General features: G+C 66.6%; 9 protein-coding genes and 1 tRNA gene. 8 read left to right on the forward strand and 2 right to left on the reverse strand.

The genetic code is table 11. From position 1 onward, the window contains the following. Nucleotides 1–346: 346 nt before the first annotated feature. Both ABWO17_RS03370 and ABWO17_RS03375 read right to left on the reverse strand, forming a co-directional pair. Nucleotides 347–985, reverse strand: a complete 639-nt coding sequence (locus ABWO17_RS03370; RefSeq protein WP_353116085.1) for a GNAT family N-acetyltransferase — start codon at nucleotides 983–985, stop codon at nucleotides 347–349. Between the two features lie 333 nt (nucleotides 986–1,318). Next, a tRNA-Gly gene (locus ABWO17_RS03375) sits at nucleotides 1,319–1,393 on the reverse strand. A gap of 574 nt (nucleotides 1,394–1,967) precedes the next feature. Here ABWO17_RS03375 and ABWO17_RS03380 point away from each other — a divergent pair. The 8 genes from ABWO17_RS03380 to ABWO17_RS03415 all read left to right on the forward strand — a co-directional run bounded on the left by ABWO17_RS03380 (nucleotide 1,968) and on the right by ABWO17_RS03415 (nucleotide 12,305). Continuing rightward, the gene (locus tag ABWO17_RS03380; protein WP_353116087.1) at nucleotides 1,968–2,429 is read left to right on the forward strand and encodes a MarR family winged helix-turn-helix transcriptional regulator; all 462 of its coding nucleotides are present in this window, start codon (nucleotides 1,968–1,970) and stop codon (nucleotides 2,427–2,429) included. 107 nt (nucleotides 2,430–2,536) lie between these two features. Continuing rightward, the gene (locus tag ABWO17_RS03385) at nucleotides 2,537–4,396 is read left to right on the forward strand and encodes an ABC transporter ATP-binding protein (protein ID WP_353116089.1); all 1,860 of its coding nucleotides are present in this window, start codon (nucleotides 2,537–2,539) and stop codon (nucleotides 4,394–4,396) included. Beyond that, a complete protein-coding gene (locus ABWO17_RS03390; RefSeq protein WP_353116091.1) occupies nucleotides 4,393–6,114 on the forward strand; it encodes an ABC transporter ATP-binding protein in 1,722 nt (573 codons plus the stop codon). The genes ABWO17_RS03385 and ABWO17_RS03390 overlap by 4 nt, the downstream gene beginning before the upstream one ends. 136 nt (nucleotides 6,115–6,250) lie before the next feature. Next, a complete protein-coding gene (locus ABWO17_RS03395) occupies nucleotides 6,251–8,389 on the forward strand; it encodes a TonB-dependent receptor (protein WP_353116093.1) in 2,139 nt (712 codons plus the stop codon). A 64-nt stretch (nucleotides 8,390–8,453) separates the two neighbouring features. Beyond that, on the forward strand, nucleotides 8,454–9,191 hold the full coding sequence (locus tag ABWO17_RS03400; protein WP_353116095.1) for an energy-coupling factor transporter transmembrane component T: 738 nt from the start codon (nucleotides 8,454–8,456) through the stop codon (nucleotides 9,189–9,191). Beyond that, the gene (locus ABWO17_RS03405; protein ID WP_353116097.1) at nucleotides 9,188–10,837 is read left to right on the forward strand and encodes an ABC transporter ATP-binding protein; all 1,650 of its coding nucleotides are present in this window, start codon (nucleotides 9,188–9,190) and stop codon (nucleotides 10,835–10,837) included. The genes ABWO17_RS03400 and ABWO17_RS03405 overlap by 4 nt, the downstream gene beginning before the upstream one ends. Next, nucleotides 10,834–11,433, forward strand: a complete 600-nt coding sequence (locus ABWO17_RS03410; protein ID WP_353116099.1) for an MptD family putative ECF transporter S component — start codon at nucleotides 10,834–10,836, stop codon at nucleotides 11,431–11,433. Before ABWO17_RS03405 ends, ABWO17_RS03410 begins: the two co-directional genes overlap by 4 nt. A 170-nt stretch (nucleotides 11,434–11,603) precedes the next feature. Then, nucleotides 11,604–12,305, forward strand: coding sequence for a MotA/TolQ/ExbB proton channel family protein (locus tag ABWO17_RS03415; protein ID WP_353116101.1), 702 nt, complete (start codon nucleotides 11,604–11,606; stop codon nucleotides 12,303–12,305).

The raw sequence follows: 12,305 nt of genomic DNA on the forward strand, positions 1-12,305 counted from the left end.
GTTGCCAGGGAATGCGCCGGTTGCCAGGGAATGTGCCGGTTGCCGGGAAATGCGCCGGGCAGGGCGGATGCGAAGGCCGGAAGAACCCGGCGTGCCAGCAGGTACGAGAGGGCTGCGGCGGCGCGTCCGGAGTTCATGCCTCAACCGCGCGGCCAGTGCAAGTTGGGCGACGGTAAGCACGCGCTTTGCGGTTTGCGGCGGCGTAAAGGGGGCGCTGCCGTATGGATGGTCCGGGTGGGAGGGACGGGGGCTGAAGTCGGGTGGGGGGCAGGGCGGAACCCGGTTGCCCGGGCGGGAATGCGAAAGGCGGGCGCGCGGGATTGAAGCCTGACGCCCGGCACAGGGGTCATTCCGTCAGGGCCGGTTCGCCGGACGTTCTGGAAGGCCGTCCGTCATGCGGCTTGAGTCTCTTGCGGGCCTCTATGGCCACCAGCCGCACGAAGCCGCCCTCCACGGACATCACCCGGATATCCCGGCGCAGTTCGCGGTAGCCGTGCTCCTTGTAGAAATCCAGGGCGTTGAGCGAGGCGGTCAGGCGCAGTTCCGGCCAGCCCAGTTCCTCGGCGTGGCGTTCCAGTTCGCGCAGCAGTGCGCTGCCGGTGCCGGGCGGGGCCTGGGGAGCGGCATACAGGTAGGCCACCTCGTCGCCGCGCAGCGCGCCGAAGCCGACCACGCGAGGGGAAGGCACGGTTGCGGGCGGCGCGGCTTTCCGTGGTTCACTGGCTTCCGCCTCTCGTGCGTTCACGGATGCGGCCTCCGGCAGCACCTCAAGGGGGGGGGCGGCCAATGCCTCGGCCACCAGGAACGGATTCATGCCCAGTTCAAGCTCGCGCCGGAACTGCTCCACGTCCCGACCCGCGCACCATGCGGACAGTTGCTCCGCGTCGTAGCAGCACGCCGCCTTGCCGTGGATGGCGGCATGGAACGCGGCGGTGACGGCGGCGGCATCGTCCGGAGTGGCAAGGCGGATGGCAATGCGGGGCATGGGGCGTCCTGCGGCTGGTGGTGATGCTTTCGGCATATGCCGAGTACGGCTGGGGAGCAACCGCTTTGCCAGATTGCGGCAATGGCGTGGCGGCGGTGCAGTGGCGTGAGCGGATGCGGGCAGCGTGGTGACGCGTGCGGGATGGAAGGGGGCCGGGTTGGAGGGCGTTGGATGGAAGGAGGCGGGAGTGGCGTGGCCGGCACCGGATAGGGGAGCGGGGTGGATCAGGGGGCAGGGGCATGGTGCCGTGCCCCGTCATCCGTGGCTGTTCCTGCCGCCGGAAACGACAAAGGCCACCTTGCGGCGGCCTTCCGTGCCCTGGGGGCAAAATTTTGGAGCGGGAGACGGGATTTGAACCCGCGACTTCAACCTTGGCAAGGTTGCACTCTACCACTGAGTTACTCCCGCCCTTTCGGGGCGGCACGCGGGACGGGCGAAACCACTGTTCCCTCGTGCGGAGGGAGAGCTACCCTTTTTGGCCGGGGGTTGTCAACAACAGGATGCCCCTTTTGGGTGTTTTTTCGGAACGCCGTCGCTTTCAGCCTTTTGGGGCGGGCCGTCCGGGCGTGGTCCGTACCGCGAGACGGGTAGCGGCCCGGACCGCCTTGCCTCCGCCGCGCCGCCTTACCCTTGCCGGACCGCTTCCAACAGATACACCGGGTCGATGCTTGTCGTTTGTCCATTGGTGCGCTTCAGACTTCACTATTCGAGCGCGAATTGGTTTATGCGTGATTATTGAATGGCATTTAAAGGTGTCTGTTTGTGTTGCTGTGTGTACTGGAAGATATTCTTGAATGTTACTTTTTTTCAAACCAGCGGAAGGGCCGTGCATAGCTGTTTTCTGGGCTTGAGAGCGCTCCGTTATGCCTCAAGCCATTCCAAATCGTACAAATTCCACTTATTTTTTGAGGGGGCGGCCTCTGTTGAACTCTCACCCTGCCGGGCGTTGACGGGTATGTGTTTAGCTGCTAAACACTTCCCCATGCCACAACATGCAGCCATCGCCGTTCTTTTCGAAAGCCTGGAAAAGACGCTGGTAACCTACTCGGAAATCGAGCGGAAAGCCTACGATTTCGGGGTGGGGATGCCGCTCTATCCGGCAGAGATGCACATGATTTCCAAGGTCCACAAGCTTGGCGGCGCCAGCATAACCGAGTTGGCCCAGCAGACGGGCGTGACCAAGGGGGCCGTGTCCATGCTGGTTTCAAAGCTGGTGCAGAAGGGCCTGCTTGAAAAGAACGTGGACCCGGACAACCGCTCGCGGGTGGTGGTCTGTACCACCGGCGCCGGCGAGCGTGCCAGCGCTAGTCACGAAGCATTCCATGCCCGCCACGACAAGGAATTCCTGGCCTGGCTGGGCACGCTGGATGAGGGCTCGTTCGCCAGCATCAACGAGTTCGGGCGGCGGATGAGCGAGTGGATGCGCGGGTACCTTGACGAATGAGGCGCGTGCAGCGCTTCCACGCCAAGGGGTACGCGGTACCCTTTTTTGTTGGGCAGAGTGTTTAGCTGCTGAACACTTTGGACACCACCAGTCCCGAAGGAACACGGATGATCGATACGACCAGACTCCGCAAACTGTGGCAGTTGCTGCGCCCCATTCGGGGGCGGTTGCTGGCGGCCTGCGCATTGCAAGTGGTGGCGACAACCTGCGGCATGGTTCCGTTCGTGGCCGTGGTGGAGCTTGCACGGTTGCTCGACGGCCCAGGGTTGGACACAACGGAAACATGGGGCATCGCGGCCATGGTGCTGGGGGCGGTGGTCCTGCGTGTGGTGTGCTCGTTTTCCGCAGGCGCATTGACACATTTTGCTGATAACGACTTCCAGTTTCATGTACGCCACCGCATGACGGAAGTGCTGCGCCGGGCGCCGCTCGGCTGGTTTTCGGGGCATGCATCCGGCGCGGTGAAAAAGGCCGTGCAGGACGATGTGGCAGCCATGCACCACATGGTGGCGCACACCTGTCTGGACATCGTGGGGGCGCTGGTGCTGACGGTGCTCATTCTCGGCTACCTGGCGTCGATCCATTGGCCCCTTGCCCTGCTCACCGTCGTGCCGTGCGCCGTCAGCGTGGTCGTGTACCTGCGCCAGATGACGGACTTTTCCCGGCACCTCGACGCCTATAATGCCCATCTCGCCGAGATAAACGCCGCCTCCGTGGAATTCGTCCACGGCATAGAGGTGGTGAAGGTGTTCGGGCGCACGCGGCAAGCCCATGACAGGCTTGCACGGGCGACACGCGCATTCCTTGATGCCTTCGGCACTTGGGTGCGCGGGCTGGTGCGTCTTTCCGCGGCCAACGAGGTGCTGCTTTCGCCGGGGGGGACATTGGCCTGGACGTGCGCGGCAGGGCTTGTGTTCGTGGCGCGCGGCGGGTTGCCGCCCGTGGATATGTTGCCCTTCCTGCTGCTGGGCACCGGGCTTGCCGCCCCCCTCGGCACCCTGACCAGCACCGTGCCCAAGTTGCAGGGGGCGGCGGACGCAGCCGACCGCGTGGCGGCACTGCTGGGGGTTGCGCCCCTGGCCCGTCCGGCCGCACCACGAACGCCACAGGGTTCCCATATCCGCTTCGACGGGGTCAGCTTCAGCTACGACGGCGTGCGCACCGTGCTGCATGACATCACCCTGGACCTGGTGCCCGCCACCATGACCGCGCTGGTCGGGCGTTCCGGATCGGGAAAGTCCACGCTGGCCAACCTGCTGCTGCGTTGCGCGGACCCCGCAGCGGGCCGCATCACGCTGGGCGGCGTGGACCTGCGGGACATGCCCCCCGAGGAACTGGGCCGCTACATCGGCTTCGTGTTTCAGGAGGTGCAACTGCTGCGCGCCTCCATCCGCGACAACATCCGCCTCGCCCGGCCCGACGCACCGCAGGACGAGGTGGAGCGGGTGGCCCGTGCCGCGCACATCCACGATGTCATCGCCGCGCTGCCGTGCGGGTACGACAGCGTGATGGACGAGGACGTCCGCCTTTCCGGAGGCGAGGCCCAGCGCGTGGCCATTGCCCGTGCCCTGCTGGCCGATACCCCGGTGCTGATCCTGGACGAGGCCACCGCCTTCGCCGATCCGGCTTCCGAGGCCGAGGTGCAGCAGGCCCTGGCGACACTCGTCGCCGGGCGTACCCTGCTGGTCATTGCCCACCGGCTGGATACCATCATCGGCGCGCACCGCATCGTGGTCCTGGCTGAAGGGCGTATCGCGGAAGCGGGTACCCATGGGGAATTGCTGGAAAAGGGCGGCGACTATGCCCGGATGTGGGCCGCGCACGTGGGCGCAGAGGCCGGTGGCGATGCCGATGCGCCGCCCGTGCATCGGCGCCGGAGCGCCGCCTTGCCGGATATCGGACCAGACGGGGAGGGCCCCCGCGCTCCCGCGCCCCGACCTGCCGCGATGCAGGAGGTGGAGGCATGATCCGGGTGCTGCGCAGCGTATCGGCGCATGCCGACCGGGATGTGGCGGCCCCCCTGCGTCTCACGGCCATGGCGGCGGTTGTCCAGGGCATCGGCTTTGCCCTGCTGGTGCCGTTCACCTCCGCCCTGCTGCGCGGGCAGGTTGCTGCGGCAGGGTGGTGGCTGGCTGGCATGGTCGGGGTGCTTGGCCTGTACGCGTGGGTGCAGTACCGGGCGCAGTTGGCCTGCTACGCAGGCGGCGAACGGTTGGCCGCCGATCTGTACGAGGCCCTTTCGCGCCATATCGTCCGACTGCCGCTGGGTTGGTTCGGCGGCGAGCGGGTGGGACAGGTCAGCCGCCTCATGAGCAAGGGCGTCATCGACGTCATGGGGGTGCCCGCGCACCTGCTGCGGCCCATCGTCGGCGCCTTCGTCACCCCGGCGACCGTCCTTGTCTGCATGTTCCTGTTCGATTGGCGCGTGGCCCTGGCCGCAGCCGTCGGGGCTCCCTGCCTGTGGGGCGCCTACCGGTATGCGGGCGTGCTGGCCGCCCGGGCCGAGCACGCGGCGGACGCGGCGGGGAGCGAAGCCAACGGGCGGCTGGTGGAATTCGCGCGCATGCAGGCCGTGCTGCGCGCCTATGACAGGGGCGACAAGGGCGCAGCACTGCTGCACACGGCGCTCGAGCGGCAGCATGCCACCGGCCACGCCCTGCTGCGCACCGCCGTCCCCGGCCTGATTCTCTTTTCCGTGGTCCTGCAACTGTGCTTCACGGGCATATTGGGGCAGGGCGTGCTGCTGGTGCGTTCCGGCGCGCTGGGGCTGGCCGAACTGGTGGCGTTGCTGGTGCTGGCGGCCCGGTTCATGGAGCCCATGGTCATCGCCGCCGACCTTGGCGCGTCCGTGCGCATCGCGGGCAACACGTTGCAGCGCATGCGCATGGTGCTGGATACCCCCCCGCTGCCGGAACCCGGCCTGCCGGAGGCCATGGGTGATGATTTCGATATCGCATTCGACGGGGTGCGTTTTGTCTACGGAACCACGCAGGTTCTGCGGGGCGTGACCCTGCACGCGAAATCCCGCGCCGTCACCGCGCTGGTGGGGCCGTCGGGAGCGGGCAAGAGCACGCTGCTCCAGTTGGCGGCCCGGTTCCGCGACGTGGACGCGGGCAACGTGCGGGTGGCCGGGGCGGATGTGCGCAACGTGCCCGCCGATGACCTGATGCGCCGCTTCTCCTTCGTGTTCCAGAGCGTCTATCTGTACGACGCCACCATCGAGGAAAACCTGCGCATCGGCAACGAGCACGCCACCGATGTCCAGTTGGCGGAGGTCATCCGCCGGGCCCGCATCGACGAGATGCTGGAACGCCTGCCCCTGGGCCTGGCCACCCAGGTGGGTGAGGGCGGCACGGCGCTTTCCGGCGGAGAGCGCCAGCGCATCGCCATTGGCCGCGCCATGCTGAAGGACGCCCCCATCCTGCTGCTGGACGAAGCCACGGCGGCGCTGGACCCGGAAAACCAGCGCGCCGTGCAGCAGGCCATCGACAGCCTGCGCGGTACGCGCACCATCGTCGTGATAGCCCACCGGCTCCAGACCATTCGCGATGCCGACCACATCGTGGTGCTGGGCGCGCAGGGAACCGTTGTGGATGCCGGAAGGCACGAGGAACTTCTGGAACGTGGCGGCCTGTACGCCGATTTCTGGCGCAGGCGCGAACAGGCGCAGGGCTGGCGGCTGTAACGGTTGGGTCCGGCCTGCCCCGGCATTCCTGGGGGTTCGGGCAATCGTCCCTTTCTCGCATGGGGCGCAGCCTGCCATTTGCGACTGAAAACAACTCTGATTATCACCATCAACAAGAACGAACGAGGGCCAAGGGATGAAGGCAAAGCAACAGTTGAAGGCACTGGCCCATGCATCGGGGGCCGCTGTCCTGTGCATGCTGCTGGCTGGCGGGGCGGGCTTCCTGCCGGGGGGCATCGGCATTGCCCGCGCGGCGGACGCCAACGCCACCGAACAGAAAACCTATGTGCTCGACGAGATTACCGTCAGCGCCGACAAGCGCGAGCAGAGCGTGCAGGAAGTACCGGTCAGCGTTTCGGTGATCGGCGCCACGCAGGTCGAGGACAAGGGCGTGACGAAGACCGAGGACATCTTTCCGCTGGTGCCCAACATCTACCTGACCAAGACCGGTCCGGCGGCCGCGTTCACCACCTTCGCCACGGTGCGCGGCGTCACCTCGTCCATGGGGGGCAGCCCCGCGTTGGGCTACTACGTGGATGACGTCTATTACCCCGGCCTGGACATGACCCTGCTGGACATCGAGCGCATCGAGGTTCTGCGCGGTCCGCAGGGCACCCTGTACGGGCGGAACACCGAGGCGGGGGTCATCAACATCATCACGAAGCAGCCCGAGAACGACTGGAAGAGCAAGCTGACCATGGACTACGGCAGCTTCAATACCCGGGGTATGCAGGGCACCGCCACCGGGGCGCTGGTGGAGGACACCGTCTTCTTGCGGGCCACGGGCAACTACGAGGCCTCCGACAACTACTTCACCAACAAGTTCGACGATGACGACAGCGTGAACGGCTACGAGAACTTCGACGGCCGGTTCAAGGTGCAGGCCCTGCCTTCCTCCGACCTCGACCTGTCCGTTACCTTCGACGTGCAGAACTACCGCAGCGACGGGTACGCGGAATTCGCGCCCATCGATTCCGCCAGCCTCGCCAAAAGCGTGGACGTGGACTACGCGGGCATGGCCGAAAAGGATGCCTACGGCACGGCCATGCGCGGCGAATACGACCTTGGCGACATGAAGCTGCTGTCCATCACCTCCGGCAGGCAGGAAAACTACCTGATGGACAACGACATCGACTTCCTGCCCATGGATCTCGTGCGCCTGAAGCTGGACAAGGAAGTGGGCCTGCTGAGCCAGGAACTGCGCCTGGTATCGGACGACAAGGCCTCGCCCCTGCAATGGCTGGCGGGTGCCTACGCCTTCTACGAGAAGGACGACCGCGCCTACAGCACCCGCATGAACCTCGAAAACATGGGCATGACCGGCATGGGCACCCAGACCATCCGGCAGGACAGCACCACAGACTCGCTGGGTTCGGCCCTGTTCTTCCAGACCAGCTACACGTTGTGGGAACGGCTGGAACTGACCACGGGCCTGCGCTACGACCGCATCGCCAAGGACTTCTCCTACTCCCAGCAGGACGGCGACATGCTGGGCTACGCCTCCATGGACGGCGACGAGAACAAGACCTTTGAGGCCTGGCTGCCCAAGGCGGCCATCAGCTACAAGGCCACCGACGACATCCGCCCCTATGTCAGCGTTTCGCGCGGGTTCCGCAGCGGCGGCTTCAACGACAACGAGGAAATAGGCGAGGCCTACGACGCCGAATACACGTGGAACTACGAAGTCGGCGTGAAGACCGAGTGGCTGGACAAGCGGCTGCAAGTCAACCTGGCCCTGTTCCATATCGACTGGACCGACCGCCAGGTGGAGGTGCTGTCTTCCGGCGGCAGTTCGTACCACATCGAGAACGCGGGCGAGTCCACCAGCGACGGCGTGGAAATCGAGGCCATCGCCCGCCCCGTGCAGGGGCTGGAGCTGACCGGCAGCTACGGCTACACCCGCGCCGAATACGACGAATACTCCCCCTCCGCGTCAGAGGACTATTCGGGCAAGAACGTCATCGATTCCCCGGAATATACGGCCAGCCTCGGGGCCACCTACCGCTTCCTGGATGGCTGGTTCGCCGGGGCCACTTACCGCCGGGTGGGCAAGGTGTACTTCGACGCCGCCAACTCCGAGTCGCAGGGCGAATACCAGACGGTCAACGTCAAGTTCGGCTACGAGCAGGAAGGCTGGGACGTCTACCTGTGGGGCCGCAACATCTTCGACGAGGAATACGTGACCCGCGCGGTGGAAAGCGCCGCCGGTGCGGGCTGGTTCGGTCGTTCGGGCGAGCCCCAGGCCTTCGGCGTATCCGCCAGCCTGTACTTCTAGCATCCGGTGCGCGGCCGGGGCTGGTACCCGGCCGCGCATCGCCGGAGTTTCACGGATGTCTTTCATGTGCACGATGGCCGCGCCACGCCTGGACATACGGGCAAAACTGGCGGTGGTTGCCCTGGCGGGGCTTGTTTCCGTGATCGTTGCGGGCAGGCCGGGCATTCTTGCGCCGGTGGTCATGGCCCTGCCCGTCATGCTGCATCTGCGCCAGTGGCGCCCGGTGGCGTTGCTGGCGGGGGCCATGCCCCTGCTGTGGGGTGGGTACGTGCTGCTGGCGCAACTGGGGGGCACCGCAGGCGGGCTTGCGGCCTACCTCTGCTACTTCGGGCTGAAGGTGGCGCCGCTGGCGGCACTTTTCGCGGCCATCGGGGCCACCAGCATGCTGGGCGACCTGCTGGGCGCGCTGACCTGCGCCCGCTTGCCGCGCGACATTGTGCTTGCCATGGCGGTGACCTACCGCTTCGTGCCGACGCTGTGCGGCGAGTACGCCTGCATCCGCGATGCCATGGCCGTGCGGGGCGTGCGCACCGGCCTGTACGGGTTGCTCACCCGGCCTTTGAAGCAGGTGGAATACATCCTGCTGCCGCTCATGATGCGCGCCACCCGTCTGGCCGACGAGCTTTCCGCATCGGCCATGACCCGTGGCGTGGAAGCCCCCGGCAGCCTGCGGCGCGATTTGCCGCTGTGGGGCCGCGCGGAATTCGTGGCGGTCTGCTGGGCAACGGTGGTGGGGGGCGGCGTAATTGGGGGCCAGATGAGGGCGCTGATGAAAGCATTGATGCGGGGACTGCTGTCATGATCCGCCTTGCCGGGGTGACCTGTCGCTTTCCCGCATCCGCGCAGCCAGTACTGGAAGACGCGAGCCTGCACGTGCGGCGGGGCGGATGCACGGTGCTGCTGGGGCGGAGCGGCGGGGGCAAGAGCACCGTGCTCAAGCTGGTCAGCGGCGTGGTGCCCGCCATCGTCACGGCGGGCGTGGCCGGTTCGGTGCGGGTGGCGGGTCGCGATGTGGCCGGACGCCCCCTGCATGACGTGGGGCGCGGCGTGGGCACGGTGTTTCAGGACTGCCGTTCCCAATTCTTCATGACCCACGTGGCCGAGGAACTGGTGTTCGCCGCAGGGAACTTCGGCCTGCCGCAGGACGTCATCCGCGATCGTCTGCAACGCGCCGTGACCCTGATGGACCTTGGCGGGCTGCTGCACAAGAGCGTGTTCCGGCTGTCCAGCGGCCAGCGCCAGCGGGTGGCCATCGCCTCGGTGGCCGTGCACGGTCCTGAGGTGGTGCTGCTGGATGAACCCTCGTCCAACCTCGATGCGGCGGGGCTGGTGCGCCTTGGCGTGTTGTTGCGAACCCTGCGGGAAGAAGGCGCCACCATCCTGGTGGCCGATCATCGCACCAACTACCTGCGCGACGTGGCCGACGGGGCCGCCTGCGTGGCGAATGGCCGCATCCGGCCCGTGGAAGACCTGGCCGGTGCCCTTGGCGAGCGCGCGGACGTGGCGGTCGGCGCTGGGCTGTCAGGTGGGGCATGGTCGGGGGCGGCGGCCCTTGCGTCCCCCCGTGCACCCGGCATGTCCGGTTCGCCGCCCCTGCTGGAGTTGCGCAAGGTATCCCTGCGACTGCGCGGCACGCGCGTGATTGACGCCGCCGACTGCACCCTGCACGCGGGCGAGGTGGTGGCCCTGACCGGTGACAACGGGGCAGGCAAGACCACGTTGCTGCGCGCCCTGTGCGGGCTGTTGCGTCCGGCGTCGGGCAACATCCTGATCAACGGCGCGCGGGCGGGCAGCCGGGAACGGCGCAGGCGTTGCGCCGTGGTCATGCAGGACCCGGATTATCAGCTGTTCACCGAATCCGTGGCCCACGAACTGCGCCTGGGCAACGAGGGGCTGCCCGACCTTGACGCCCGCGTGGCGGCCCAGGCCGGACGCTTCGGCCTTTCCGGGCTGCTCGACCGGCACCCTGGCGCGCTTTCCATGGGCGAGAAGCAGCGCACCCTGATCGCCGCCGTCCTGATGGCGGGCAGGGATATCGTCCTGCTGGACGAACCCACCAGCGGCATGGACCATGCCCGCATGCTGCAACTGGCCGACGTGGTGCGCGAACTGGCCGGGCAGGGAAAGCTGGTCTTCGTCGTGACCCATGATGCCGACTTCGTGCAGCAGGCCTGCACGCGTACCCTGTGCCTGCGCGGCGGGCGCATCCTGTCCCGCGAAGTTGATGGAGTGCCGCTGGGCAAGGCCCTGCGGCAAACGGTTGTGCCCGGCGTTGCCTGTGGAGATTGCAACAACGACGCACTGCGCTTTCCGAACAACAACGACGCCTGCGACGTCCTGAACCATGACAACGCGTACCGCGCCCCCAACCATGACGACGCGTACCGCGTCTTGAACCATGACGGCACGTTCCGTGCCTGGCCCACCCGCAAGGAAGTACTGCCATGAACAAACGGCCATCCCTCGACGTTCGCGACAGCATCACCCTCGGCATATTCACCGCGCTGGCGCTGATGCTGAACATGCTGCTGCTGGCCACGCTGCATTTCCTGCCCGGCACCCTCGTGCTGTTCAAGGAAGCGGTGGTGGCGCTGGTCACCGGTCCCGTCTACGTGCTGATGCTGATCAAGGTGCCCCGGCGCGGCGCCTTTACCGCCAACGGGTTGGCCACGGCCGTGGCCTTCATGCTGACCGGATTCTTCACCGTATCGCTCGTCGTGGCCGTGGGGGGCATCCTTGCGGATGCCGTGGCGGCCACGGGCGATTTCCGCAGGCCGTGGAGCAACGTGGCCGCCTACGTGGTCTTCCGGGTGGCGCAGGCCGTGGGCACCTACATTCCCTTCTATCTCTGGGCCGACTCGTTCGTGGGCGACCTGGCCGCATCGGGCAAGGTGAACCAGGAATTCCTGGACATCTTCGTGAACAACCTCAGCCCGGCCATGGGCGCGGCCATCCTGCTGGCCAACGTGGTCGCCGCATGCCTTGGCGGCATCATGGGCTACCGCATGCTGGACCGGCATTTTCGCCGGGCGGGCATCGCCTAGGGGATGTTTCTAAATTGTCCTTTCGTCCGTTGGCTTCGTCAAACTTCACCTGCCATATCGGTCGAATACGATAAGAGTATACTCCCTCATGGCGGGCTCGTTTTCCTTGCCAACGAACGAAAATCCTCATTTAGAAACAGCCCCTGGCGCAACAACGGAGAGACGCACACATGGATTCCGGAATGCTGGAACTCGCCGCGCAGGCCACGCCCGTGGCCAAGGCGGTACTGTTGATGCTGGTGGTCATGTCGCTGGGCAGTTGGGCCATCATCTGCGCCAAGTGGCGCATGCTGGAACGCGCCCGCCGGGGCATTGCCGGGGGCATTGCCGACGCCCTGTCGGCTTCCGGCCTTGCCGATCTGCTGCAACGGCTGGAACGCGGCGGGCGCGGCACCTCGCCCCTGCGGCGCATGGCCCGGCTGGGGGTGGACGAATTCAACCGCCTGGCCAGCACCGGCGATGCCGACCGCCTGCTGGCGGACAACGTGCGCCGCACCCTGCGCCACGGCGTGGGCGAGGAAATCCGGCGGCTGTCGCGTGCGCTGCCCCTGCTGGCCACCACCGCCAACACGGCACCGTTCATCGGGTTGTTCGGCACGGTGTGGGGGGTGATGCATTCGTTCCAGGCCATCGGGCAGATGAAGTCCGCCTCGCTGGCCACGGTGGCGCCGGGCATTTCCGAGGCGCTCATCGCCACCGCGCTGGGCCTTGCCGTGGCCATACCCGCCGCCATGGCCTACAACGTGCTGCTCGGCAGGCTGGCAACGCTGGAAGGGCAATGCATCAGCTTTGCCGGGCTGCTGCTGAACCGCTTGCAGCACGAGGCGGTCACCCATGCCGCCGGGCTGGCCGTCCCCGGCGGAAGGGGCTGA

Origin of the sequence: Nitratidesulfovibrio sp., from assembly GCF_040373385.1 — a bacterium.
Lineage (GTDB): Bacteria > Desulfobacterota > Desulfovibrionia > Desulfovibrionales > Desulfovibrionaceae > Cupidesulfovibrio.